General features: G+C 62.4%; 21 protein-coding genes. 5 read left to right on the top strand and 16 right to left on the bottom strand.

Annotated elements, in window-relative coordinates:
* Positions 1-4 precede the first annotated feature (4 nt).
* From NE851_RS06435 to bcoG, 9 genes are all read right to left on the bottom strand, one after another.
* Positions 5-1,636, bottom strand: coding sequence for an ABC transporter ATP-binding protein (locus NE851_RS06435; RefSeq protein ID WP_063475783.1), 1,632 nt, complete (start codon positions 1,634-1,636; stop codon positions 5-7).
* Complete coding sequence (locus NE851_RS06430) at positions 1,629-2,456, bottom strand: ABC transporter permease (protein ID WP_047612159.1); 828 nt, start codon at positions 2,454-2,456, stop codon at positions 1,629-1,631. Before NE851_RS06430 ends, NE851_RS06435 begins: the two co-directional genes overlap by 8 nt.
* Positions 2,453-3,457, bottom strand: coding sequence for an ABC transporter permease (locus tag NE851_RS06425; protein WP_063475782.1), 1,005 nt, complete (start codon positions 3,455-3,457; stop codon positions 2,453-2,455). The genes NE851_RS06430 and NE851_RS06425 overlap by 4 nt, the downstream gene beginning before the upstream one ends.
* A gap of 97 nt (positions 3,458-3,554) precedes the next feature.
* Entirely contained in the window at positions 3,555-5,144 is a 1,590-nt protein-coding gene (locus NE851_RS06420) for an ABC transporter substrate-binding protein (RefSeq protein ID WP_047612155.1), read from the bottom strand.
* Positions 5,145-5,262: 118 nt separating this feature from the next.
* Entirely contained in the window at positions 5,263-6,045 is a 783-nt protein-coding gene (locus NE851_RS06415) for a carnitinyl-CoA dehydratase (RefSeq protein ID WP_063475781.1), read from the bottom strand.
* 6 nt (positions 6,046-6,051) lie between these two features.
* The gene (locus NE851_RS06410; protein ID WP_063475780.1) at positions 6,052-8,106 is read right to left on the bottom strand and encodes an acetate--CoA ligase family protein; all 2,055 of its coding nucleotides are present in this window, start codon (positions 8,104-8,106) and stop codon (positions 6,052-6,054) included.
* A 4-nt stretch (positions 8,107-8,110) separates the two neighbouring features.
* Positions 8,111-9,271 carry an acyl-CoA dehydrogenase family protein gene (locus NE851_RS06405; RefSeq protein WP_063475779.1) on the bottom strand — a complete coding sequence of 387 codons (1,161 nt, stop codon included), beginning with the start codon at positions 9,269-9,271 and terminating at the stop codon, positions 8,111-8,113.
* A gap of 10 nt (positions 9,272-9,281) precedes the next feature.
* Positions 9,282-10,772 (bottom strand): carnitine 3-dehydrogenase, encoded by a 1,491-nt coding sequence (locus tag NE851_RS06400; RefSeq protein ID WP_254955517.1) that lies wholly within the window; start codon positions 10,770-10,772, stop codon positions 9,282-9,284.
* Between the two features lie 7 nt (positions 10,773-10,779).
* On the bottom strand, positions 10,780-11,682 hold the full coding sequence (gene bcoG, locus NE851_RS06395; RefSeq protein ID WP_063475777.1) for a 3-dehydrocarnitine:acetyl-CoA trimethylamine transferase BcoG: 903 nt from the start codon (positions 11,680-11,682) through the stop codon (positions 10,780-10,782).
* A gap of 76 nt (positions 11,683-11,758) precedes the next feature.
* Between bcoG and NE851_RS06390 the strand changes: the two genes are divergently transcribed.
* Positions 11,759-12,769, top strand: coding sequence for a GlxA family transcriptional regulator (locus NE851_RS06390; protein WP_245294602.1), 1,011 nt, complete (start codon positions 11,759-11,761; stop codon positions 12,767-12,769).
* Here NE851_RS06390 and NE851_RS06385 read toward each other — a convergent pair.
* The gene (locus NE851_RS06385; protein ID WP_063475775.1) at positions 12,756-13,619 is read right to left on the bottom strand and encodes a LysR substrate-binding domain-containing protein; all 864 of its coding nucleotides are present in this window, start codon (positions 13,617-13,619) and stop codon (positions 12,756-12,758) included. The genes NE851_RS06390 and NE851_RS06385 overlap by 14 nt on opposite strands.
* Positions 13,620-13,732: 113 nt before the next feature.
* Here NE851_RS06385 and NE851_RS06380 point away from each other — a divergent pair, with 113 nt between their 5' ends.
* Entirely contained in the window at positions 13,733-14,638 is a 906-nt protein-coding gene (locus tag NE851_RS06380; RefSeq protein ID WP_047612141.1) for a DMT family transporter, read from the top strand.
* A gap of 572 nt (positions 14,639-15,210) precedes the next feature.
* On the top strand, positions 15,211-16,401 hold the full coding sequence (fdhA, locus tag NE851_RS06375) for a formaldehyde dehydrogenase, glutathione-independent (protein WP_028757431.1): 1,191 nt from the start codon (positions 15,211-15,213) through the stop codon (positions 16,399-16,401).
* An 89-nt stretch (positions 16,402-16,490) separates the two neighbouring features.
* On the opposite strand, the gene NE851_RS06370 is transcribed toward fdhA, so the two are convergent.
* Complete coding sequence (locus NE851_RS06370) at positions 16,491-17,291, bottom strand: ABC transporter substrate-binding protein (RefSeq protein WP_047612136.1); 801 nt, start codon at positions 17,289-17,291, stop codon at positions 16,491-16,493.
* Between the two features lie 103 nt (positions 17,292-17,394).
* Between NE851_RS06370 and NE851_RS06365 the strand changes: the two genes are divergently transcribed.
* Together NE851_RS06365 and NE851_RS06360 are read left to right on the top strand one after the other, a co-directional pair.
* On the top strand, positions 17,395-19,758 hold the full coding sequence (locus NE851_RS06365; RefSeq protein WP_028757429.1) for a putative bifunctional diguanylate cyclase/phosphodiesterase: 2,364 nt from the start codon (positions 17,395-17,397) through the stop codon (positions 19,756-19,758).
* A gap of 74 nt (positions 19,759-19,832) precedes the next feature.
* The gene (locus NE851_RS06360; RefSeq protein ID WP_028757428.1) at positions 19,833-20,417 is read left to right on the top strand and encodes a cysteine hydrolase family protein; all 585 of its coding nucleotides are present in this window, start codon (positions 19,833-19,835) and stop codon (positions 20,415-20,417) included.
* A 68-nt stretch (positions 20,418-20,485) separates the two neighbouring features.
* On the opposite strand, the gene NE851_RS06355 is transcribed toward NE851_RS06360, so the two are convergent.
* From NE851_RS06355 to NE851_RS06335, 5 genes are read right to left on the bottom strand one after another with little or no spacing between them, the layout of a single operon-like run.
* Complete coding sequence (locus NE851_RS06355; RefSeq protein WP_028757427.1) at positions 20,486-21,343, bottom strand: transporter substrate-binding domain-containing protein; 858 nt, start codon at positions 21,341-21,343, stop codon at positions 20,486-20,488.
* A gap of 36 nt (positions 21,344-21,379) precedes the next feature.
* The gene (locus NE851_RS06350) at positions 21,380-22,162 is read right to left on the bottom strand and encodes an ABC transporter ATP-binding protein (protein WP_028757426.1); all 783 of its coding nucleotides are present in this window, start codon (positions 22,160-22,162) and stop codon (positions 21,380-21,382) included.
* A complete protein-coding gene (locus NE851_RS06345) occupies positions 22,159-22,899 on the bottom strand; it encodes an ABC transporter permease (protein ID WP_254955516.1) in 741 nt (246 codons plus the stop codon). Before NE851_RS06345 ends, NE851_RS06350 begins: the two co-directional genes overlap by 4 nt.
* Positions 22,899-23,618: an ABC transporter permease gene (locus NE851_RS06340; protein ID WP_028757250.1), complete on the bottom strand. Its 720-nt coding sequence runs from the start codon at positions 23,616-23,618 to the stop codon at positions 22,899-22,901. Before NE851_RS06340 ends, NE851_RS06345 begins: the two co-directional genes overlap by 1 nt.
* Positions 23,615-25,039: a M20 family metallopeptidase gene (locus NE851_RS06335; protein WP_254955515.1), complete on the bottom strand. Its 1,425-nt coding sequence runs from the start codon at positions 25,037-25,039 to the stop codon at positions 23,615-23,617. The genes NE851_RS06340 and NE851_RS06335 overlap by 4 nt, the downstream gene beginning before the upstream one ends.
* Between the last annotated feature and the right edge of the window lie 39 nt (positions 25,040-25,078).

Genomic DNA, 25,078 nt, shown 5'->3' with positions numbered 1-25,078 from the left:
CAAGTCAGTTACCGGCGCTCTCCATGCGACGCGTGGCGAGCACCCGTTCCAGCCAGCCGATTTCCATTTCCGGTACGGATTTCAACAGCAGATCGGTGTAATCGTCAAAGGGCGGCGACAGCGCCGTCGATTTCGGGCCGAACCGCACCAGCTTGCCGCGATGCATCACCGCCACGCTGTCGGCGATCGCCCGGACGATCGCGATATCGTGGGTGATGAAGACATAGGACAACTGCTCTTCTTCCTGCAGGCGCAGGAGCAGCTTGAGGATACCCTCCGCCACCAGCGGATCGAGCGCCGAGGTCGGCTCGTCGCAGAGGATGAGTTCGGGCTTGGCGGCCAGCGCTCTGGCGATCGCCACGCGTTGCTTCTGGCCGCCGGAGAGTTCGGCGGGGTAGCGATCGACGAAGCCCTTGCCCATTTCGATCTGGTCGAGCAGTTCCTTGACCCGGGCGGTCTTCTCGGCACCTCTGAGGCCATAATAGAAGGTCAGCGGCCGGCCGATGATGTCGCGGACCGTCTGCCGCGGGTTCATCGCCGTATCGGCCATCTGGTAGATCAGCTGGATGCGCCTCAGGTCGTCGTTCGGCCGGCTCTTGAGGCCTGGCATCAGCGGTTTGCCGTCAAAGACGATGCGTCCGCTGCTCGGCGGCAACAGGCCGGTGATGACGCGCGCCAGGGTCGACTTGCCCGAGCCGGACTCGCCGACGACCGCGAGTGTCTGGCCCTTCGGCACGTGCAGCGAGACATCGTGCAGCACCTTGAAGCCGTTGGAATATTCGGCGCTGACATTTTCCACCTTGAGGAGTGCCGTGGACTGATCGGCGGCTTCCTCGCGATAGGCCTGTCTGACATTGACGAGGGCGCGCGTATAATCCTCCCGCGGTGCCTCGATGATCTGCTGGACGCTGCCATATTCCACTTGCTTGCCATAGCGCAGAACCATGATGTCGTCCGAGATCTGGGCGACGACGGCGAGATCGTGGGTGATGTAGAGGGCGGCGGTATGCGTTTCCTCGATCGCATGCTTGATCGCCGCCAGCACGTCGATCTGCGTGGTGACGTCGAGCGCCGTGGTCGGCTCGTCGAAGACGATCAGTTCGGGGTTGGAGCAGAGCGCCATCGCCGTCATCGCCCGCTGCAACTGGCCGCCGGAGACCTGATGGGGAAAGCGCTCGCCGAAGGTTTGGGGATTGGGCAGGCCGAGAACCCCGAACAGATAAAGCGCACGCTTGCGCGCCTCGTCCTTCGTCATCAAACCATGCTTGACAGAGGCTTCAATCACCTGGTCGCCGAGCCGATGGGCGGGATTGAAGGCAGCGGCCGCAGACTGCGCCACATAGCAGACCCGCGCCCCGCGGATTTGACGGATGCCGTTCTTGCCGAGCGCCAGGATATTGGCACCGTCGAGCAAGACCTCGCCTCCGGTGATTTCCGCGCCACCCCGGCCATAGGCGAGTGCGGAAAGGCCGATCGTCGACTTGCCGGCGCCCGATTCCCCGATGAGGCCGAGAACCTTGCCCTTTTGCAGATCGAAGGAAACGCCGTCGACGATCGTCACCCGCCTGGGCGGTTCGCCCGGCGGGTAGCTGGTTGCTTCGATCTTCAGATTGCGAACGGAAAGAAGCTCAGGCATCGCCGCGCCCTCCCTTGAGGCTGGATGTGCGTTTCAGGAGCCAGTCGACGACGAGGTTGACACAGACGGCAAGCACGGCGATCGCCGTGCCCGGCACCAATGCTGCCGATATGCCGAAGATGATGCCGTCCTTGTTGTCCTTGACCATGCCGCCCCAATCGGCCGCCGGCGGCTGAATGCCGAGGCCGAGGAAGGAAAGCGTCGAGAGGAACAGGATCGAGAAGGCGAAGCGCAACCCGAACTCGGCCAGCAGCGGCGACAGCGTGTTCGGCAGAATTTCGCGGAAGATGATCCAGAGCTTGCCTTCGCCGCGCAGCTTGGCCGCCTCGACGAATTCCATCACCGCGACATCGAGCGCCACAGCGCGGCCGAGACGGTAGACGCGGGTGGAATCGAGGATCGCCATGACAAGGATCAGCACGACGATATTTTGCGGCAGGACCGCCAGAACGACCAGCGCGAAGATCAGCGTCGGGATCGACATCATCAGATCGTTGAAGCGGGAAAACACTGTGTCGATGATGCCGCGCGAGACGGCAGCGGTGAAGCTCAGGATAATGCCGAGCGAGAAGGAGATGACGGTGGCGGCGGACGAGACCAGCAGCGTCGTGCGCGCGCCGTAGATCAGGCGCGAGAGGATATCGCGGCCGAGATTGTCGAGGCCGAAGATATATTGATTATCCGGCAGCTGCCAGACGTCGCCGACGACCTGCGTCTCGCCATAGGGGGCCAGCCAGGGTGCAAAGATAGCGAAGATGAAGGCGATGGCGATACCGGCCATGCCGATCCAGGCGGTGATGGGGATGTCTCTCAATCTCATCGCGGATGCCTCAGCCGGGGGTTGGCGATAATCGCAAGGATATCGGCCGTCATGTTGAGGAAGATGTAGACGGCCGCGAAGATGAGCCCGCAGGCCTGCACGACGGGCATATCGCGCACGGTGACCGCATCGACCATATATTGCCCCATGCCGGGATAGACGAAGACCACTTCGACAACGACGACGCCGACCACGAGATAGGCAAGGTTCAGCGCGATGACATTGATGATCGGGGCGAGCGCATTGGGAGCGGCGTGCTTGACGATCGCGCGGAAGGCGCTGAGGCCCTTCAGCTCTGCCGTCTCCATATAGGCCGACGACATGACGGAGAGGATCGCCGCCCGCGTCATGCGCATCATGTGCGCAAGCACGACGAGCACGAGCGTCGCCGTCGGCAGCGCGATCGCCTTCAACCGCTCGCCGAAACCCATGCTGTCATAGACCGTCGCCGGGAAGGTCGCCATGCCAAGGTTCACCGCGAAGAAGAGGATCAGCAGGTAGCCGATGAAGAATTCCGGCAGCGAGATCGCCGCAAGCGAGATCACGTTGATGATCTTATCTGGCAGCCGATTGCGGAAATGCACCGACAGCATGCCAAGGCCGACGGCGAGCGGCACCGAGATCACCGCTGCGAAACCCGCCAGGAAAAGCGAATTGCCAAGGCGTTTGCCGATCTGCTCGCTCACCGAATTCTTGCTGGCCCAGGAGGTGCCGAAGTCTCCCTGGACGGCATTGCCGAGCCACTCGACGTAGCGCGTCGTGACCGGACGGTTCAGCCCGAGATCCTGACGAATATTGGCAACCGCCTGCGGCGTCGCCGACTGGCCGAGATAGGTGGTGGCAAAATCGCCGGGCAGGGCTTCCAGGCCGCCGAAGATCAGGATGGAAACGGCAAAAAGCAGGACGAGACTGAGCACGAAGCGCTCGAGGATGAGGGCCAGCAGCGGAAAACGCTGCCGCAACCCGAGGCCGGGCAAGATGCTGGGGGCAGGATTGGTCATGGCGAGGACCTCGCGCTAAAACGGCGGGAGGACCGCGGGTTTCATCCCACGGTCCCGGCTTCGTTGGAGATCGGAGGGGGCAAACGCCCCTTTATCCTCAGGCGTCCAGCCAGACGCGGGTTGCGACGTAGCCGTTCGACATGTCGTTGCCGATGTCGTGGACATAACCCTTCACCTGCTTGGTGGAGGCGTTCACGAAATCGTTGAACATCGGCAGGATCACCCCGCCCTCGTCGCGCACCATCATCGCCATGGTGCGGTACATGTCCTTGCGCTTGGCTTCGTCCAATTCGGAGCGGGCCTGCAGCAGCAGCTTGTCGAAGTCAGGACGCTTGAACTTGGTGTCGTTCCAATCCGCCGTCGAGAGATAGGCGGTGGAATACATCTGGTCCTGCGTCGGACGGCCACCCCAATAGGAGGTCGAGAAGGGCTGGACGTTCCAGACGTTGGTCCAGTAGCCGTCGCCCGGCTCGCGCTTGACCTCGATCTCGATGCCGGCCTTCTTGCAGCTTTCCTGATAGAGGACGGCCGCGTCGACGGCGCCGGGGAAGGCGACTTCGGAGGTGCGCAGGAGGACCGAGCCGCTATGGCCGGACTTCTTGTAGTGGAAGGCGGCCTTGTCGGGATCGTAAACGCGCTGCTCGATGCCCTCGGGGAACAGCGCATAGGTGCTGTTGATCGGGAAGTCGTTGCCGACCTTGCCGTAGCCGCCGAGGATCTTCTGCACCATGGTCTCGCGGTCCATGGCGTATTTGAGAGCCAGGCGCAGGTCGTTATTGTCGAACGGCGCCTTGTCGCAATGCATGATGAAGACATAATGGCCACGGCCGGCGGTCGAGAGGATCTCGACATTCGGCGCGCGCTTCAGCAGGTTGACGGTCTTCGGGTCGACGCGGTTGATGTAGTGCACCTGACCGGACGAAAGCGCCGCGATGCGGGCAGTGGCATCGTTCATGCCGATGATTTCGATCGAATCGACATAACCCCGGTCGGTGCGCCAGTCGTCCTTGTTCCTTTCGAAGGTGGCGCGGACGCCGGGCTCGAAGCTCGTCATCTTGTAGGGGCCGGTGCCGATCGAGGCCAGCGGATCGTCGACGCCGCCGTTCGGCTGGATGACCAGGTGGTAGTCCGACAGCAGAAGCGGCATGTCGGCATTGCCTTCGCTGAGCGTCAGCACGAGATTGCCGCCGTCGGCCTTGATCTCCTTGATCGAGCCGAGAACACCGAGCGCACCGGATTCCGACTTTGCGTCGGTGTGGCGCTTCAGCGTCGCAACGACGTCGTCGATCGTCAGTTCCTTGCCATCGTGGAACTTGACACCCTTGCGGATCTTGAAGGTCCAGGTGACAGCGTCCTTCGAGGGCTCCCAGGATTCGGCAAGCGAGGGCACGGCGGCACCCGTCAGCGGGTCGGACTCGACCAGCATGTCGCCCCAGCAGCGGCCGATACAGAACATGACCTGCGACAGGAACTTTGCCGGATCCTTCGAATCGGTGGCGGCACCTCCTTCGAGGCCGAGCTTCAAGTGGCCACCGCGTTTCGGTTCGGCGGCTTGCGCACTTTCGGTGAAGAGCTTGTCGGCGACGGCAAGTGTGATGCCCGCCGCCATGGCGCGTCCCATGAATTCGCGGCGGCTGAGCCCGCCGGCGGTGACACGGCTTGCGAGATATTTGGTGTAGTCGTTCATTCCCCAGTTCCTTCTTTATGGTGCGTTGACAGAACTTCCGGGCAGATCCGCAGGCGGTTTCCTCTCCACCTCCGTCGCCCGCATCATGCGGGAAAATAGTGCGGTTGCTGCCGCCTGGTCATTTTCCTTTCCAAATGGGGCTTCGCTTCTCGGCGAAGGCCCGCGCGCCTTCCAATTGGTCCTCGCTCGAATAGAGTTTGTCGACCGTCGCAAACTGCCGCTTGGTGACCTTGTTCATGGCAGTCTGGAACGTCGAACCCTCCGCTTCGCGCACGATTTCCTTGATGGCGGCATAGACGAGCGTCGGCCCGCTTTCGAGCAGCCGGGCAAGCTCCCATGCTCTCTCCATCAGCCTGTCGGCCGGCAGGACCTCGTTGACGAAACCCCAGCGATGCGCCTCGTGAACGTCGAGCCAGCGCCCCGTCAAAAGCATGTCCATGGCGATGTGGTAGGGGATGCGCTTCGGCAGCTTGATCGAAGCCGCATCGGCAACCGTGCCCGAGCGGATTTCCGGCAGGGCGAAGGTCGCATGCTCGGCGGCGAGGATCAGGTCGGCAGAAAGCGCGATCTCCAGCCCGCCGCCGCAACAGATCCCATTGACCGCACAAATGACCGGCTTGTTGAGGTCACGCAGCTCCTGCAGCCCGCCGAAGCCGCCGACACCGTAATCCCCGTCCACCGCATCGCCCGATGCCGCCGCCTTGAGATCCCATCCGGCGCAGAAAAACTTCTCGCCCGCACCCGAGACGATGGCGACACGTAGCGTTGGATCATCGCGGAAATCCCGGAAGATCAACCCCAGGGCGCGGCTGGTCGAAAGGTCGATGGCGTTCGCCTTCGGCCGGTCGATGACGACTTCGAGGACACCGCTGTCCTGTCGTGTGCGAATGGGATCGCTCAACTTATGCTACCTCCTCCGCCGTATCAGGGCATCGACTGCGACAACGCCGCCCCCTTCGGGAAGAACCATCAACGGATTAATGTCCAGTTCCTCCAGGCGTGCCGCGTTCATTACGACATAATCTGCCGCTGCTGAGACAGCATCGACAACAGCCTCGAGGTCGCCTTTTGGTCTCCCGCGATAGCCATAGATCAATTTTGCAAGTTTAAGACGCGAAATCGCCGCGCGAATCTCGATTTTCGTCACTGGAAGCGGCAAAATGATCGAATCTTCAAGCAATTCAACGAAGATTCCCCCCGCTCCAAGGGTCAGCGACAATCCGAAGACGGGATCGCGGATGGCGCCGACAATGAGCTCGGCAACCGGCGGATTGATCATCTTCTCGACGAGATAACCTGAATTCGGCGGCATGGCCGCCGCCGCATCCGACACTGCCTCACTATCCCTAAGGTTGAGTGCGATGGCCCCGGCGTCGGTCTTGTGGGCAATACCGAGCGCTTTCAGCACAACGGGGAAACCGAGCCGCTCGGCCTGCTCGGCAGCTTCCCGGGACGAAAAAGCCTGCAGCCCCCGAGGAACAGGGAGGCCGCAGGCAGCAAGTTCCGTCTTTGCATCGGCTTCCGTCAGCGTTTCGATCTCGCCGCCCATGGACGGCACGTCGAGCAGCGGCAAGGGAGGCGGCGCTTCCCAGACCTTGCCAATACCGGCGGCGATTTCCGCCGCAATGATGGTTTCGTCGATGCCCGAGAAGGCGACGATGCCATTCGCCATCAGCCGATCTGCAATCGGCTCGGGCATGTTTTCCGGAAGGGTCGCCAGCACGCCGGCCAGCGCACCCGTGGTGGCGGCGGCCGCAATGACCGCATCCGCCGTCATCGCCCATTCGGAGGCATCGCAGCGGTCGCCACGCGGGAAGTCGAGGACGACGAGATTGAGGGCATAGCCGCCTTCGAACATGGCGCCGAAGGCTTCGGTCTGGCGTGCGAGATCGCCCCAGACGAAGGTGTGGTAGTCGAGCGGATTGGAAAGCGTCACCATCTCGCCCAGCACCCGCCGCAGACGCGGTAGCTGTTGCGGCTGCAGCGCCGGGAATTCCACCTTGCGACCGACGGCGGCATCCGCCATCAGCGAGGCTTCGCCCCCCGAGCAGCTCATCGACGAGATCGAATGGCTTGCAAGCGGGCCGGCGACATGCAGCAGCTTCAGGGTTTCGAGCAGTGCCGGCAAGGTCTGGACACGGCCAAGGCCGAGACGGGCCAGTACGGCATCGGCGACGGCATCGCTGCCGGCAAGCGAGGCGGTATGCGACACCGCCGCGCGTTTTGCCTGTTCCGATCTGCCGACCTTCAGGACGACGACCGGCTTCCTCGACCGCCGGGCGATGGCGGCCAGACGTTCGAGGGCAGCGAGATCACCGAAACCTTCGACATGAAGGCCGACAGCCGTGACGCGTGGGTCGTCGATCAATGCGCAGGCGACATCGGCAAGCGATGTCTGCGCCTGGTTGCCGGCCGTGACCACATAGGCGATCGGCAGCCCACGGGTCTGCATGGTCAGGTTGATGGCGATATTGGAGGACTGCGTGAGGATCGCGACACCGCGCTCGATGCGCTGCATGCCATGCTGATCGGGCCAGAGCAGCGCGCCGTCGAGGCCGTTGATCAGCCCGTAGCAATTCGGCCCGAGGATCGGCATATCGCCAGCCGCCTCCAAAAGGGCCCGCTGCAGCTCGGCGCCATCCTCAAGTTCACCCGTCGCCTCGCTGAAACCCGATGCATAACAGACCGCCCCGCCGGCACCGGCTTCAGAAAGGCTGCGGACGATCTCGACGGTCAGCGTCCGGTTGACGCCGACGAAGGCGGCATCCGGCGCTGACGGCAGATCCGAGACCGAGCGATAGCAGCGCCGTCCGAGCACCTCGTCGAGCTTCGGATGGACAGGCCAGATCTCGCCGGCAAAACCCATGCGATCGCACTGCTCGATCACCCTGCGCGCCTCGCGGCCACCGAAGACGGCGATCGTTTGCGGTCTGAGCAGGCGGTCGAGCGGGCGAGATGTCATCGGCTCACGCTCCCAAAGGTCTAAGCAGGTCGCGGCTGATGATATGCCGCTGGATTTCGGAGGTGCCGTCCCAGATGCGCTCGACGCGCGCATCGCGCCAGAAGCGGGCGAGCGGCAGGTCGTCCATCAGGCCCATGCCGCCGAAGATCTGGATCGCCTCATCGGTGACCCGGGCGAGCATTTCCGAGGAGTAAAGCTTGGCCGAGGCGATTTGCCGGTCTGCAGGCAGCCCGGCATCAAGCCGCCAGGCGGCGGCAAGTGTCAGCCAATCGGCTGCGTCGATCTCGGTGATCATATCGGCGAGCTTGAACGACACACCCTGATTTGCGCCGATCGGCTTGCCGAACTGCTTGCGCTCGGCGGCATAGGGCAGCGTCATGTCGAAGACGCGCCGTGCCCGGCCGACGCAGGTGGCGGCAACCGTCAGCCGCGTGCCGTAGAGCCATTGATTGGCGATATCGAAGCCGCGATGCACCTCGCCCAGCACCTGGGCTTCGGGTATCCGGCAATCTTCGAAGCTGAGCGTCGAGTTGTGGTAGCCACGATGCGAAACGGAATCGTAGCCCTTGCGGATTTCGAAGCCCGGCGTGCCGCGATCCACCAGGAAGGCGGTGATCTTCTTCTTGATGCCTTTCGGCGTTTCTTCCTCACCCGTCGCGGCAAAGACAATGACGAAATCGGCGACATCGGCATGCGAAATAAAGTGTTTCGTGCCATTGAGGACGAAGTCGCCGCCGTCGCGGCGGGCGGCGCATTTCATCCCGCGCATATCGGAACCGGCGTCCGGCTCGGTGATCGCAAGCGCGTCGATCTTCTCGCCGCGCACGGCGGGCAGGAGGTAGCGCTCTCGCTGCTCGCCCTCGCAAGCCATCAGGATGCCGGAGGGCCGGCCGAAGAAAACCGTCAGCCCGAGGGAACCGCGCCCGAGCTCCCGCTCGACCAGCGTGAAGGTGACGTGATCGAGACCGGCGCCGCCGACCTCCTCCGGGAAATTGCAGGCGTAGAAGCCGAGATCGATGCATTTGCGCCGGATCTCGTCTCCGAGCTCCGGCGGGACGATGCCTGTGCGCTCGACCTCGTTTTCGTGCGGATAAATTTCGGTCTCGACGAAGGCGCGGACCGTCTCGACGATCATTTCCTGTTCTTCGCTCAATCCGAAATCCATGCCGATCCTCCTACCGTTTCTGGCCGACGTGACGGCCGACGCCTTCAGGCGCGGCCAAAATCGCATGCGCTTCGGCGATCGCCTTGACCTTGTCGACAATGACGGCCGGCGCCGGCGTGGCCTTGCCGGCCTTGCTGTCGACATGCAGCAACATGTGCTCGGCGGTGGCAATGGCCTCGCCCGTCGTCGTATCGTGCAACGTATGGAAGACATGCAGCCGCTTGTCGTCGACGGAGAGGATCCGGCAGGTCGAATGGATCGTCTGGCCGAGCTTTGCCTCGCCGAGATGGCGGATGTGGGTTTCCACCGTATAGTAGCTGTGTCCCGCCTCGACATAGGCGACGTCGACGCCGATGAGGCGCAGCAGCGCATCCGAAGTATCGCCGAAAACCTGAAGGTAGCGGTGTTCGGTCATATGGCCGTTATAGTCGACCCAGGCAGGGCTGACTTTCGTCTCGACGAGCCTCAGCGGTTTCGACGGGTCGACAGACGCAGTCGTCCCGCCGCCTTGTGCCCAGAGCGATTGCTCGAAGTCCTTCAAGAGCTTGCCGGCGCCCCAGCCCTTGCCGCCATCGCCGCCCTTGAGGGCCTGCAGGATGCCGACGAGGTTTTCGTCGCGGATGCGTTCAAGCTCGCGGATCGACACGCCGGCCGCCTGATCGTCGGATTGCCGGCCGATCTTTTCGATCAGCGCATCGTCGAGATCGACGACATCGGTGAGCTTGGTCCAGGGCCAGGCGAGGCAGGGACCGAACTGGGCGAGGAAGTGGCGCATGCCGGCCTCGCCGCCGGCGATGCGGTAGGTCTGGAACAGGCCCATCTGCGCCCAACGCAGGCCGAAAGAGTAGCGGATGACGTCATCGAGCGTCTCGACGGTGCAGATATCGTCGTGGATCAGCCACAAGGCCTCGCGCCAGAGCGATTCGAGCAGCCGGTCGCCGACGAAGGCCTCGATCTCCTTGGCGATGTGGACGCCCTTCATGCCGATCGGCGCCAGTCTTTCCATTGCCGCCTGGATGGTCGCCGCCGAGGTCTTTTCGCCGCCGACGATTTCGACGAGCGGCAAGAGATAGACGGGGTTATAGGGATGGGCGACGAAGAGGCGCTCGGGATGCTTCATGTCGCGCTGCAGATCGGTCGGCAGCAGGCCCGAGGTGGAAGAGCCGATCAGGGCGTCCGGGCGCGCCGCGGCATCGATCTCGGTCAGGACGCCGCGCTTGAGGTCGAGCCGTTCCGGCACGCTTTCCTGAATCCAGTCGGCGCCGGCGACGGCTTCGGCGAGCGTCGTGCAGAAGGTCAGCCTGCCGCGCGGCGGCAGGGGCGCGCCGGTCAGCATGGCATAGGCTTTTTCGGCGTTGGCGAGCACCTCGCCGACGATGCGGTTCGCCTCCGGATGCGGGTCGAACACATCGACGTCGATGCCGGCCAGCAGGAAACGCGCGATCCATCCGCCGCCGATGACGCCGCCGCCGATACAGGCCGCCTTGTTGATCCGTGTCATGCCGTCCTCAGCGCTTCGTCAGTTTGAGTTTCTTGCGAACGTCTTCCGGACCGATGATCCGGGCACCCATGCCTTCGACCACCTGCACGGCCTTTTCGACGAGCTGCGCATTGGTGGCGAGCTGGCCCTTGCCGACGAAAAGGTTGTCCTCCAGGCCGACGCGCACGTTGCCGCCGGCGAGAACCGCGGCCGCCGGATAGGCCATGGCGTTACGGCCGATCGAAAAGGCCGAGAAGGTCCAACTCTGCGGAACGTTGTTGACCATCGCCATGAAGGTATTGAGATCGTCCGGCGCGCCCCAGGGAATGCCCATGCAGAGCTGGATCAGCACCGGGTCTTCGATCAGGCCTTCCTCGGCAAGCTGCTTGGCAAACCAGAGATGGCCGGTGTCGAAGGCCTCGATCTCCGGCCGCACGCCGAGATCGGTCATCTTCTTCGCCATCGCCCGCAGCATGGCCGGCGTATTGGTCATGACATAGTCGCCGAGGTTGAAGTTCATCGTGCCGCAGTCGAGCGTGCAGATCTCAGGCAGGCATTCGGCGACATGGCTGACGCGCTCGGTGGCGCCGGCCATATCGGTGCCCTTCGGATTGAGGGGAAGGGGGCTTTCGACATCGCCGAAGATCAGGTCCCCGCCCATGCCGGCGGTGAGGTTGAGGACGACGTCGATATCGGCCGAGCGGATGCGGTCGGTGACTTCCCTGTAGAGGTCGTTGCGGCGGCTGGCGGCACCCGTGTCCGGATCCCGGACATGGCAGTGGACCACCGCAGCCCCGGCCTTTGCCGCGTCGATGGCGGACTCGGCGATCTGCTTGGGCGTGATCGGCACGTGGCTGGATTTGGAAACCGTATCGCCGGCGCCGGTGACGGCACAGGTGATGAAAACATCGCGGTTCATCGCAAGAGGCATGTTTTTGTTCTCCCTCGTCTTGTCCGCATTACGCGACAGGATGGATGGCGATGCGTTGCACTTTCGGAAGTAATCGATACATTATCGGAACTCGACGGAGGCGACCTTGCTGCAGCGATCGACGGAACGGCTCGACATTGACCTTCTCGTCCTGCCGGACGCGAATTTGATCCTGATCGCCTCGGTCATCGAGCCGCTGCGCGGCGCCAACCGTATTTCCGGCAGCGAGCTCTATCGCTGGCGGCTGCTGACGCCGGATGGAGCACCGGTCCCGACCACCAGCGATATTGCCGTGCCCGCCCAAGGCGCTTTCAAGGCGACGACCGAGGATACGCCGCTTTTCGTGCTTGCCAGCTACAACTGGCGCCGAAGTGCTACGCCGGCGCTGAAGATGCAGCTCTCCCAGGCTGCCCGCTACCGTACGGTGATTGCCGGCATCGAATCCGGCACATGGCTGCTGGCGGAAGCAAGCCTGCTCGACGGACTGCCGGCGACCGTTCATTGGGAGGACTACGAGGATTTTGCGCTGGCCTATCCGCAAGTGCGAGCGGTCAAGGATCGCTTCGTCATCGACGGCAAGCGGCTGACGACCTCAGGTTCGCTTCCAACCGTCGATCTGATGCTGGAGGTGATCCGGCAGCGGCAGGGTTATTCGCTGGCGCTCGAAGTCAGCCGGCTGTTCCGCTACGAGCAGCCGTCCTTCCATGCCGATGAGCCGCTTTCGGCAGCCTCGGCGGGATTGCGCATGCACGATCCCCGCGTGGCGCAGGCAGTAAAGCTCATGGAGGAGCATATCGAGCAGCCTCTGATTCTCACGCGGCTCGCCCGCAGGGTGGGCATCAGCGCCCGGCATCTGCAGGATCTCTTCCAGCAGAACATCGGCGCGCCGCCGCATGTGCATTATCTCGCGCTGCGTCTGAACGCGGCGCGCCGCAAGGTGATCGAGACGACCGCCTCCTTCGCCGACATCGCGGCGGCGACCGGCTTCAACTCGGCCTCGGCATTTGCGAGAAGCTACCGCGCGAGTTTTTCAGAAAGCCCGTCCGAGACCCGGCGCCGTCTGCGCCGCCGCATCATCCCGACGTAGGCTGGAAGGCGTCTCGTAACATATCCGCGAGTTCGCGAACTGCCTCACTGGATCGGTAGGGATTGCGCCGGAGCACGACTTTCGAGGAATCGACCGGCGGAAAACCGTCTTCGGCAGTCAACTCGCGGCAGCCGGGCGGAATGTTGCTGCGACACAGCGTGGTGACGGCAAGGCCCGCGGTCACGGCATTCTTCAGCCCTGAGCCGGTATCGGCGATGAAGGCGATCCGGTAATGGCGGCCGATCTGCTCCAGCGACCGGAGCGCATAATCGCGCGACCAGGTGGAGTTACGATAGGTCGCAATCGGCAGGGGATCGATATCGTGCAGCCGGTGAACCATGGATGTGACCCAGACGGTCGGGTCGATACAGAGGACCTCGCCTTTCGTCTGGTCGCTCCAGTCGAAGACCACGGCCAGATCGAGTTCGTCCCGCTCGAGGGCGGCGAGGTTGCGGACGGTATAGTCACAGGACACCGTGACCTCGACGGCCGGATGGCGTACGGCGAAAGCCGCAAGGGCCGCCGGCAGCACCGTCTGGCTGTATTCCTCGGGAATTCCGATACGCACCGGCCCATCCAGCGGTTTGCTGCGGATCGTCGCGGCGGCCTCGCTTAGGAGGTCGATGATCCGGCGGGCATAGGGTACGAGTTGTATGCCCTGGCGTGTAAGCAGCACACCGCGGGCGCCGCGCTCGAACAGAGCTTCGCCGATCGTCTGCTCGAGCCTCTTGATCTGGGTGCTGACAGCCGACTGCGTCCGCCCGATGCGCTGGGCAGCCGCGGAGAAATTCGAGGTCTCGGCGACGACAAGAAAGGTCCTCAGCAGGTCGCTCTCAATCGGCTCGTGCATGGGAATAGCCATAGAAAAAATCGATGATAGCTATCTCTACTATTCGTTTGTCTAATGTCAATTCTTGAGGCAGAAAAGAGCCGCGTTCGACTTCCTTCTTTGAGAATATCCGCGTGACCATTGAAAATCCGGCCAGACACCTCGCAGGCAGCGAGCACGAGAAGGGTGTGCTTCTCATCATTGCCGCGACGCTTGCCTGGAGCGCGAGCGGCGTCTATTCGCGGCTGCTCACCACTGACGTATGGACGGCGATCGCCTGGCGGTCGTTGTTCGGCGGCCTGTTCCTGCTGATCCCCTGCCTTTTCCTCGAGGGGGGTATTTCACGGCAGCAATGGCGTTCCGTCTTCCATCCGTCCGGACTTGCGATGATCGCATGCCAGACCTTCAGTCAGGGATGCTTCATCGGGTCGCTTTACATGACCACCGTCGCCAATGTGACGATGATCTATGCGACCGCGCCCTTCATCGCGGCTCTGCTCGGCTGGCTCATCCTCAAGGAGAGGGTCGCCAGGCGGACGCTGATTGCCGGCGGCGTCTCGCTGCTCGGCGTCGCGGTCATCGTCGCCTCGTCGATCGGGGGCGGGACGGGGTGGGGCGATCTGCTGGCGCTCGGCATGACGGCGTCCTTCGCGCTCGTCATCATCATTCCGCGTATCAGTCCCGAGGTGCCGAGCCTGCCGCCAACCGTGGTCAGCGCTTTCCTGACCCTCGTTCTCTTCGCGCCGTTCGGTTCGGTCGGCTCGCTCGACCTGCACAACTGGATCGTCCTTGCCGCCTTCGGCGCGACCAATTTTTCCCTGGCGCTGGTGCTCTTTCTTGCCGGGGCAAAGCGGATGCCGCCGGCAGAAGCGGCGCTGATCGGCACGATGGAAATCGTGCTCACGCCCTTCTGGGTCTGGCTGCTGTTTTCCGAAGAGCCGCCCGTCGCCACCTTTTTCGGCGGTGCGATCATCCTCGGCGCCGTGCTCTGGCATACGGCCATCGACGTCAACCGCAGTCGGCGGCCACATCGCGCCTAAGTCTCCCATATCAAATCTTCCCCGACGATCCGGAAAACCGCCGTATTCGCGGGATCAATTATTTCCGCTACGCAGCGAGCCATTGCGACCTTGCCGACTGTCGTCTTTGAGTTGCGCCCATGTCGTTTTCTTGATCGCTGTTTTCCGTCAGTCGTGGTTTGCTTGTGGTGTTCAAAGCGCTATCTCGCAAACTGGCGAAATGGACCTTGGGACACCGGCCTGACGCCGGCGCTGTTCCGCAGCGGTAGAAGAACTGAAATCCTCAAGGAAATCGCCGGATAGAGGTCCGGAGAGATATCGAGACGGATCGAAAGGAGATTCTGGAGCCGGAAACCAGCTCTTGGCACAGCAAATCGACGGATTGCGGCGGGCGATCGCGAGCAGAACGACAGGCAAAACCCGGGCGTTCACTTCTCTTCTCCATCCAATCTGTTTTTGCAAAATCCGAATATCGCCCGATGCGGCGGTATCCTGTGTTGTAGACCGGGCTGCAGAGGAGGCAGGCCGGAGGGAAGGTTGCCATCGGCTGCATCGGTTGCAGATCGAGGCATTCAAACAAGTGGGAGGAATCCATGAGCAAGAATAGAGGCGTCGTCTATCTCCGGCCGGGCAAGGTCGAAGTTCGCGACATCGACGACCCGAAGCTGGAAGCGCCCGATGGCCGCCGCATCGAGCACGGCGTGATCCTGAAGGTGATCTCGACCAATATCTGCGGCTCCGACCAGCACATGGTCCGCGGCCGCACGACGGCAATGCCAGGCCTGGTCCTCGGTCATGAAATCACCGGCGAAATCATCGAGAAAGGCATCGACGTCGAGATGCTCGACGTCGGCGATATCGTCTCGGTGCCGTTCAATGTCGCCTGCGGCCGTTGCCGCTGCTGCAAGTCTCAAGACACCGGTGTCTGCCTGACGGTGAACCCGGCTCGCGCCGGCGGTGCTTACGGTTATGTCGACATGGGCGGCTGGATCGGCGGGCAGGCACGCTACGTCACCATTCCCTACGCGGATTTCAACCTGCTGAAAATCCCCGATCGGGACAAGGCGATGGCGAAGATCCGCGATCTCACCATGCTCTCCGACATTCTGCCCACCGGCTTCCATGGCGCCGTGCGGGCAGGCGTCGGTGTCGGCTCGACCGTCTATGTCGCAGGCGCCGGCCCTGTCGGCCTTGCGGCTGCAGCTTCGGCTCGCATTCTCGGCGCTGCTGTCGTGATGATCGGCGATTTCAACAAGGATCGTCTGGCGCATGCGGCCAAGGTCGGTTTCGAGCCGATCGACCTGTCGAAGAGCGACCGTCTTGGCGATATGATCGCGCAGGTCGTCGGCACCAACGAGGTGGACAGCGCCATTGATGCGGTCGGCTTCGAGGCCCGCGGCCACTCGGGCGGCGAACAGCCGGCGATCGTGCTCAACCAGATGATGGAGATTACCCGCGCCGCAGGTTCGATCGGTATTCCCGGCCTCTACGTCACTGAAGACCCGGGCGCCGTCGACAATGCCGCCAAACACGGCAATCTGTCGCTGCGTTTCGGTCTCGGATGGGCCAAGGCGCAGTCGTTCCACACCGGCCAGACCCCGGTGCTCAAGTACAATCGCCAGCTCATGCAGGCGATCCTCCATGACCGGCTGCCGATTGCCGATATCGTCAACGCCAAGGTCATCCCGCTCGACGATGCCGCCAGTGGATATGAGAGCTTCGACCAGGGCGCGGCGACGAAATATGTCCTCGATCCGCACGGCGAGGTCGCGAAAGCCGCCTAGCGATTGCGACCGAGGAACTTTACCTGACAGGGATGGCCGGCGGAAAACCGGCCATTCCGCATTTGTCACATGACAATTTGAGTGACGAACTACTGAATGCTGAACGGAAAATATTTTGCGTTGATCATGTCGTAGGTCCCGTCCGCCTTGATGCTCTTCAACGCTTCGTTCAGGCGCGCAAGGCGCTCCTTGTCATCGAGGCGCAGCGCGATCCCGGCACCTTCGCCAAAATAGGTGATATCGACCAGATCCGGCCCCTTGAACTCGCAGCAGCTTCCCGCCTTCGTGTTCGCAATCCAGTCGTAGATGGCGAGCTTATCCTCGAGAATAATGTCCACGCTCCCATCCGCCAGGCCTTTGTATAATTCCGGCGAAGACCGAAACACCGTCTTTTTCATGTCCGGATAAAGATGGTTGGCATAGGATTCCTGCGCCGTCGACGACGTCACGCCAAGAATTTTGTCGCTGAGAGCGGCGGGGCTGACATCGCTGATTGCGGAATCCTTCCGGGCAATAAATACCGACGGACTGTTGTAGTATTTTTCAGTGAAGGCAACCTTTTGACGCCGCTCAAGGCTCATCGACATGGATGAGATGATCGAGTCGTATTTCCCGGCAACGAGATTGGGAATGATGTCGTCCCACTTCTCGATGATGAATTCGCATTCGAACTTGCCGACCTCGCAGAGGGCATTGGCTATATCGATGTCGAAGCCTTGCAGCTTGTTATTCGCATCGAGATAATTGAAGGGCGGAAATGCACCTTCGACGGCAATTCTCATCGGCATGCGATCTTGCGCAGCCACCTCGAGCGGCGAGATCGCCAGAAAGACACCCACCGCGCCCGTCATCAGCGCGCCGCGCACGATAGTCTGAATGGATATGCGCATCGTCGGGAGCTCCTTGGGGCGTATCGATCTCGCCCATAGTGCGCCGCAGCTTTTAATTCTACGTGAACGCTTCTTTGTTAGCCTCGGCCAATGCGCCCGTGTCGTGGTGTTCAGGGGTCCAGGCTTGCACATCGTTCTTCCTTCCAGCTCCAACACGTTTCAGCAGTCCTGGATTGCTTCGGGGAGAATTCTGTTTCTGATTGCCGTCAGCGGGCTTGGAGCGATCGGACTGGTCGTGCTGTCGGCACTGTGGGCGGGAACCGAGAGCGATGCTGCCGCCCTTGATCGACAGCGCCACCTTGTCAATGCCCGCTTGCGCGAACAGGTCGATCAAGTCGCGCATGTCATCGGCCAGTTTGGCAACGGCTATCTCACCCGTGTTTATCCCGCCGCCCGTTCGGCCGGAGGTTCCTCCAGCCTCGATGCGGTTCTGACGGCGGCGGCCGGCAGCGCGATCAGCCAGACCGCGATGTCCGCCTTCGGTTATGATCAGGCCTTCGTCGTCGACGAGAAGGCGCAGCTGCTCATGCTGGCGGACGCCCAAACGGAAAAGCGTTATCGCTGGATGAAGCCTCTGTTTTTGCCGCTGCTTCAGGATGCCCGCCTTGGGTTGAGACAAGGCACCGTTTCCAACGAGAGAACACCGTCCTCAATGGAAAGCCGCCTTGCAAGCACTGGCAGCTCCAACCCAGCGCTCGCCAATCTGATGCGGCTGGAAGGTCGGCCGACGATCGTCGGCGTCGTCGCCATCAACGAACCCGATGAGGGGCAACGGCAGACGATGCGGCAATTCCTGATCGTCGTGCGGTTTATCGACGGTGCGGCGCTGGACGAATTGAGCCGGCAACAGGGCCTCAACGGCGCGCGCTTCGCGCGCACGGCCGACGCAGACGAAAACGAAGTTGCCTTCCAGATCGACGCCACGGCAAACGGCGAGCCGATCGGCTTCATCGTATGGCGGCCCGATCTTCCGGGTTCGAGGGTGATCGGCCGGTTGATGCCGGCGCTTTCGATTGCCGCCCTGGTGATCGCGATCCTGTTCTCGGTCCTGCTGGTGCGCCTGCGAAGCAGTCTTGGCGAGTTGAAGAAAAGCGAGCTGCACGCAAGGCAGCTCGCCTTGCATGATGTGCTGACCAACCTTCCCAATCGCGCCTTGTTCGCGATGCGGTTTGAGGAGTGCCTGGCCGAGACGCAGAATTCGACCGAGCGCTCGGCGGTCGCACTTCTCGACCTCGACCGCTTCAAGGCCGTGAACGACACGTTCGGCCATGCCGCCGGCGATGAACTCATCAGGATGGCTGCGGAACGGATTCGCGCCCTGCTTCGTCCGGGCGACACGCTTGCCCGGCTCGGAGGGGACGAGTTCGCCCTGCTTCTGCGTGATATCAAGGATGATGATCAGGTTTTGCCGGCAATATGCGACGCGATCGTTGCCGAACTCGGCAAGCCCTTCCCGCTTTTGCGGGGCGAGGCCGTCGCACGGGTCGGCGGCTCGATCGGCGTGACCGTCGTGCCGGACGCCGGGCGGAATGCCGATGACATCATGCGCTACGCCGATGTCGCGCTATACGAGGCAAAGATGGGCGGGAGAGGCCAGTGGCGCATCTATTCCCCATCCATGGACGGCGGCAGGAATGCGCGCGACATTCTCAAGAACGAATTGCGGGACGTTCTGGCCAAAAGTGCGGCCTCCTCCGCGGACGGTTCACCATCCGAACCGCTTGCGAACAGGCCGGACTACGGATCGCTCGAGGTCTACTACCAGACGGTACATCGTGCAGAGCCGGGATATACGGCGTCTGGCGCGGAGGCTCTGGTGCGCTGGCGTCACAGTCAGCGCGGATTGTTGACGCCTGCGAGCTTCATCCCTGTCGCCGAGGAAGGCGGCCTCATCGACGCCCTCGGTTTCTGGGTATTGCGCGAAGCCTGCAGGGCTGCCCGCAAATGGCCGGAGGGCACATTTGTTGCGGTCAACGTGTCTCCCGCCCAGTTGAGAAGGCCGAATTTTGCCGAGGAAGTCTTCGCCGTGCTGCAGGAGAGCGGCCTGCCGCCGTCCCGGCTCGAGTTGGAGCTCACCGAGTCCTCGCTCATCGAGGATAATTCGGATGTCTATACCGTGCTGAGGTCGCTGCGCAGCCGAGGTGTTCAGATTTCGCTGGATGATTTCGGAACCGGCTTTTCCTGCCTCAGCCATCTGGTGCGTTTCGATATCGACCGTATCAAGATCGATCGATCCTTCGTCTCGCAACTCGGCACAAAAGCCAACGGAGCGGCCATCATCGGCGCCATCGTCGCGCTCAGCCGCAACCTCGGGATCTCGACGACGGCGGAAGGCGTCGAAACCGAATATCAACGCGACTTTCTAGCCGCCCTCGGCTGCACCGATCTCCAAGGCTATTTCTTCTCCAAACCGGTTCCTGTTGGCGACCTCGATTGTTTTCGCAAAGCCGAGAGCGCCGTCGCCTGAGAGGCTTTTGATCTTCCGCCAGGAACTTTCGCCGCGCACGGCGGTTGACGCCCGAAGACCGGATGGAGGATCTGATGGGCGAGGTCGGGGAGTGGCGGCACCTTTGCGTCGACATGCAGCGGATGTTTGCCGAGGACACGCCGTGGCACGTTCCCTGGATGGTGCGGATCTCTCCGCAGATCGAAGAACTGGCCGGGCGGCATCCGTCCCGAACGATCTTCACCCGCTTCCTGCCACCCGAGCGCGCCGACGACATGCCGGGGAAATGGCGGGATTATTACCGCAAATGGTGGATGATGACGGGCGAACATCTTCCCCGCGGCTTCATCGATCTGGCCTCGTCGCTGGCAGCACTGGTTCCGCCGGCAAGGCACTTCGACAAACGCACCTATTCCCCCTGGATCGACGGCCGCCTGCATCCGATCCTTCAATCGGAGCAAGTCGACACGCTTGTCATAACAGGCGGTGAAACCGATGTCTGCGTGCTGGCCACGACGCTCGGTGCGATCGATCTCGCCTATCGTGTCATCGTGCTGAAGGACGCCGTCTGCAGCGGCGCCGACGATACGCATGACGCGTCACTGGAACTCCTGCACGATCGGTTTTCCGTGCAGCTCGAACTCATGGAGACCGAAGAATTTTTGGGGGTCGTTACATAGGGCGCTTGGGCGCCCACGGTTGCCCGGCGAGGCTGTTCGCCGGGCTTGAGGTTTGAAGGATCAGCCGTTCACTTCGGTGTCACGTCGAAGCCGAACCACTTTTCCGACAGCGTCTTGATCGTGCCGTCGGCCTTTGCCGCGCCAATCGCGTCGTTGAACATCGCCTTCAGCTTGGTGTCGTCCTTGCGCAGGCCGACGGAGCTGCCGCGGCCGAGGAAACCACCCTGGAAGCGCGGACCGGCCGTCGTCATGTCTTCATTGCCCGGCTTCTGCGAAGCGGTGGTGAGATAGGCCATGGATGCCATCACCAGATCGACGCGGCCGGCCTTGAGGTCGAGGTCGTGCTCCTCGGTCGTCTTGTATTCGCGCACCTCAAGCACACCCTTGAGATATTTATCGACGAAGGCGGCGCCGGTGGAGGCGGTCTGCACGCCGATCGTCTTGCCCTGCAGCATCGGCTTGATCTTGTCGATCTCGGCGATCGCCCCGGCTTCGTTGCTGCCAAGCGAAAAGACCTCGCCCTTTTCCGGCAGGTTGACAAGGTCGCTTTCCCTGGAGGTTGCGAAGGCCTGGCCGGTGGAGCCGTAGGAATCGCTGAAGGCGATCACTTCCTCGCGCTTGGCCGTTGCCGACATGCCGGAGATGATGGCATCGAACTTGCCGGCATTGAGCGCCGGGATCATACCGTCGAAGTTCTGCACGACGATCTTGCACTCGACCTTCATATGGTCGCAAAGATATTTCGTCAGCTCGATCTCGTAACCGTCGAGCGTGCCGTCCGGCTTGGTGAAGTTGTAGGGCTTGAAGGCGCCTTCGGTGGCGATCGTCACCGTCTTCCAGGTCTTGTCTTCCGCATGCGCCGTGCCTGACAGGGCCAGTACCGCGGTAGCCGACAGGGCGGTCAGAACCCGTGAAATGAATGTCATGTTTTGCTCCCCTTTTCTTCGTTTGAGCTGATGGAATTATTGGCTGATGAACTGCCGGAAACGATCCGACTGCGAATGGGCGAAGACATCCTGCGGCCTGCCGTCTTCCTCGACGACGCCTTTGTGCAGAAAGACGACGCGGCTGGAGACATCGCGGGCAAAGCCCATTTCATGGGTGACGACCAGCATGGTGCGGCCTTCTTCTGCCAGCGCGCGCATGACCCGCAGCACTTCGCCGACGAGCTCCGGATCCAGCGCCGAGGTCGGTTCGTCGAACAGCATCACCTTCGGCCGCATCGCCAGGGCGCGGGCGATTGCAGCGCGCTGTTGCTGGCCGCCGGAAAGATGCGAGGGATAGAAATTGCGCTTCTCGGCAATGCCCACCTTGGCAAGCAGGGCTTCCGCCTCTTCGATGCATTCGCTCCGGGAGCGGCCGAGCACATGAACCGGCGCCTCGACGACATTTTCGAGCACGGTCTTGTGGGACCAGAGATTGAAGCTCTGGAAGACCATGCCGAGCTGCGAACGGATGCGGTCCACCTGTCTGCGGTCGGCCGGCCGACTGCCGCCTCTCGCGTCGGGAAGCATGCGGATCGTTTCGCCGGCGACGGTGACTTCCCCGGAATTCGGTGTCTCCAGCAGGTTGATGCAGCGCAGGAAAGTGGATTTTCCCGAACCCGAGGAGCCGAGGATCGACACCACATCGCCTTCACGAGCGTCGAGCGAGATGCCCTTGAGGACTTCGACCGGGCCGAAGCTCTTGTGCAGATCCTTGACGCTGAGCGCGATCGGGGAAGGGGAAGCATTCGCCGCTGTCATCGGGCGTTTCCTTCAAGTGGAGATACGGATGTCGCAACCGGATGGTATGGAGCGGGCTGGCGCAAATGCGGGCTCAGCCAATATTCGGCGAGATGGACGAGACGCGTCAGCAGGAAATTGATCGTGAGATAGATGGCGCCAGCGACGATGAACACTTCGATCGCCCGATAGCTTTCCGAAATGATCCTGGCGGCGACACCGGTGACTTCCATCAGCGTGATGATCGAGGCGAGCGAGGTGGCCTTTACCATGGCGATCATTTCGTTGCTGTAGCCCGGCAGTGCCTGGCGGATGGCAAGTGGCAGGACGATGCGCCGGAACTGCATCAATCGCGGCATGCCGCAGGCGCGCGCGGCTTCGATCTGGCCGAAGGGCACCGACAAAAGCCCGCCGCGGATGATCTCGCCGGCATAGGCGGCGGTATTCAGGGTGAGCGCCAGGACCGCGCACCAGTAGGGCTCGCGCAGGAATGGCCAGAGGAAACTGTGGCGCACCTCCGGAAACTGGCCAAGCCCGTAATAGATCAGGAAGATCTGGACGAGCAGCGGTGTTCCGCGGAACACGAAGACATAGGCACGGGCGAACCATTCGAGCACGATGATGCCGGAAAGCCGGCAGAGGGCGAGGCTAAGCGCCAGAACGGCGCCGAGCGTAATCGAGGTGGCGGCAAGTTCCAGCGTCAGCGGAATGGCGGAGATGAGGCTTACGAAGGTTTCGAACAGGAATTGCCAGTCCATCAGCCCCTCCTGACGCCGCGCGAGAAGTGCCTTTCGGCGCGCCTGAGAAAGAGGCCGGAACCGGTGGAGATCATCAGATAGATCGCTCCGGCAATGACGTAGAAGTCGAAGGGAAGGCCCGTCGAGCCGGCCGCCACCTGCGTCTGCCGCAGCAGCTCGGCAACGCCGGTGATCGAGACGAGGGCGGATTCCTTCAGCACCACCTGCCAGACATTGCCCATCCCCGGCAGTGCGTGGCGAAGCGTCAACGGCGCAATGATGCGACGAAAGCGCAGCAACCGGCCCATGCCGCAGGCAATCGCCGCCTCGATCTCACCCGCATGCACGGCCTTGAAGGCGCCGCGAAAGATTTCGGTGAACTGCGCGCCCGAGGTGACGCCGACGGCGAGCGACCCGGCAAGAAAACCCGGAAAACCGAGGAAGCCCTCGGCGCCCAACAGCCGGCCGACAGCCGTGACGACGGCGCTGCCGCCGAAATAGAAGAGGTAGATGACCAGGAGATCGGGGATGCCGCGCAGTACCGTCGTATAGGCATCGGCGGCGATCCGAAGGCTGCGACCGCCCGAAATTTTCGCCCAGGCGCCGAATGAGCCGATCACGGCGCCGATCGTATAGCCGGCCAGAGCAATCAGTATCGTCATCCACGCGCCGGCAAGCAGCGCCTTGCCCCAACCATCGGAGCCGAAGCTGATGAGCTCGAGGATGCCGGGCTGGCTCATGGCGCCTGCCTTTCCGGCAGCGGCGGTTGGACATCGTCCGGGATCGGATTGACGAAGGGCATGCCGTCGAGGCGCTCCTTGAGATCGGCCTTGGCGGCCTCGATGAGACCGGGATTGCAAATCAGCTCTATGGCCGTGCTTGCCATGACCTTGGCCGCATGTTCGGTGCCCTTGTGCGCCGCCGGAAGTTTGCCCTGGGCAACCAGCTGCCAGGAGTGGCCGGAGGTGCCGATGGCATAGGTCGCGCCACGCATCTGCACGGTCGGCACGACCCAGCTGACGCTGCCGACATCGGTCGAGCCTACGATCGTGCTGTCACCGGCATAGAGCGGGAAGATCTCTTCGCAGAGCGGTTGATCCTTCTTCCGCCTCAGGCCGAAGCGCGCATAGGAAGAGGCGATGTCTTCAGCGCTCATCGTCGCCTGAAACTGGCGGGCGGTGGCGCGGTCGGCGTCGTCGAAAACAGGGGGGCCGAGGCGCTGAAGGTTGGCAAACATCAGTTCTTCGAGCGGTGCGTTGCCGACCAGATTTGCATCGCCGCTGATGACTTCGCTGCGCACTGACGTCTCGGTCATCAGCGCAGCGCCTTCGGCGACCTTCTTCACGCGGGAAACGAGCGACAGCAATTCCGGCAGGTTGCGCGCACGGATGAGATACCGGACGGTGGCGCGCGCCTGCACGACATTCGGCGCCGAACCGCCGGTGTCGGTGACGGCATAGTGGATGCGGGCGGTCGACGGCATATGCTCGCGCATATAGTTCACGCCGACATTCATCAGTTCGACGGCATCGAGCGCGCTGCGGCCAAGATGAGGTGTCGCCGAAGCATGCGAGGCGCGCCCGGTGAAATGGAAATTGAGCTCGTTGCAGGCGAGCGAAACCGGATTGTTGACGCCGGCAAAGGCCGCCGGATGCCAGGAAATGGCAATGTCGACATCGTCGAAAACGCCTGATCGAACCATGAAGCCCTTCGAGGAGCCGCCTTCTTCCGCCGGGCAACCGTAATAACGAATGCGGCCCTTCAGGCCGTTTGCTGCCAGGAAATCCTTGACCGCGGCTGCCGCCAACATCGAGCCGGCGCCGAGCATATTGTGTCCGCAGCCATGGCCATTGCCATTCGCCGTGACTTCGCGCTTTTCCGCGACACCCGCCTCCTGGCTCAAGCCCGGCAGGGCATCGAATTCCCCGAGGATGGCGATAACAGGACCGCCTTCGCCGGCTTCACCCATGACGGCGGTCGGCAGGCCGGCAATACCGCGCTCGACGCGAAAACCTTCGGCTTCGAGCTGGCGCGCATGCTCCGCGACGGAGCGATATTCCTCGTAATTCGTCTCCGGCATGTCCCAGATCCGGTCGCTCAGCGCAAAGAAGGCCTCGCGCTTTGCCTCGACGATATCCCAGACGGCTTCGGTGTTTTTCATGGCTTTCAAAACGACTTCGATTCACATAGTATCCAAAAT

The organism is Rhizobium anhuiense bv. trifolii, assembly GCF_024346605.1.
Classification (GTDB): Bacteria; Pseudomonadota; Alphaproteobacteria; order Rhizobiales; family Rhizobiaceae; genus Rhizobium; species Rhizobium anhuiense.
Note: the sequence above shows the minus strand (reverse complement) of the source record. Positions and strands in the feature narration are given on the sequence as shown.

Bases quoted from the DNA above. Each gene is read 5' to 3' on its own strand.
- NE851_RS06385 (WP_063475775.1), bottom strand. From the start codon at position 13,619: ATGCACGAGCCGATTGAGAGCGACCTGCTGAGGACCTTTCTTGTCGTC.
- NE851_RS06400 (WP_254955517.1), bottom strand. From the start codon at position 10,772: ATGACACGGATCAACAAGGCGGCCTGTATCGGCGGCGGCGTCATCGGC.
- NE851_RS06410 (WP_063475780.1), bottom strand. From the start codon at position 8,106: ATGACATCTCGCCCGCTCGACCGCCTGCTCAGACCGCAAACGATCGCC.
- NE851_RS06350 (WP_028757426.1), bottom strand. From the start codon at position 22,162: ATGACAGCGGCGAATGCTTCCCCTTCCCCGATCGCGCTCAGCGTCAAG.
- NE851_RS06425 (WP_063475782.1), bottom strand. From the start codon at position 3,457: ATGACCAATCCTGCCCCCAGCATCTTGCCCGGCCTCGGGTTGCGGCAG.
- NE851_RS06360 (WP_028757428.1), top strand. From the start codon at position 19,833: ATGGGCGAGGTCGGGGAGTGGCGGCACCTTTGCGTCGACATGCAGCGG.
- NE851_RS06370 (WP_047612136.1), bottom strand. From the start codon at position 17,291: ATGCGCATATCCATTCAGACTATCGTGCGCGGCGCGCTGATGACGGGC.
- NE851_RS06405 (WP_063475779.1), bottom strand. From the start codon at position 9,271: ATGGATTTCGGATTGAGCGAAGAACAGGAAATGATCGTCGAGACGGTC.
- NE851_RS06435 (WP_063475783.1), bottom strand. From the start codon at position 1,636: ATGCCTGAGCTTCTTTCCGTTCGCAATCTGAAGATCGAAGCAACCAGC.
- bcoG (WP_063475777.1), bottom strand. From the start codon at position 11,682: ATGCCTCTTGCGATGAACCGCGATGTTTTCATCACCTGTGCCGTCACC.
- NE851_RS06345 (WP_254955516.1), bottom strand. From the start codon at position 22,899: ATGGACTGGCAATTCCTGTTCGAAACCTTCGTAAGCCTCATCTCCGCC.
- NE851_RS06420 (WP_047612155.1), bottom strand. From the start codon at position 5,144: ATGAACGACTACACCAAATATCTCGCAAGCCGTGTCACCGCCGGCGGG.
- NE851_RS06430 (WP_047612159.1), bottom strand. From the start codon at position 2,456: ATGAGATTGAGAGACATCCCCATCACCGCCTGGATCGGCATGGCCGGT.
- NE851_RS06355 (WP_028757427.1), bottom strand. From the start codon at position 21,343: ATGACATTCATTTCACGGGTTCTGACCGCCCTGTCGGCTACCGCGGTA.
- NE851_RS06335 (WP_254955515.1), bottom strand. From the start codon at position 25,039: ATGAAAAACACCGAAGCCGTCTGGGATATCGTCGAGGCAAAGCGCGAG.
- NE851_RS06340 (WP_028757250.1), bottom strand. From the start codon at position 23,618: ATGAGCCAGCCCGGCATCCTCGAGCTCATCAGCTTCGGCTCCGATGGT.
- fdhA (WP_028757431.1), top strand. From the start codon at position 15,211: ATGAGCAAGAATAGAGGCGTCGTCTATCTCCGGCCGGGCAAGGTCGAA.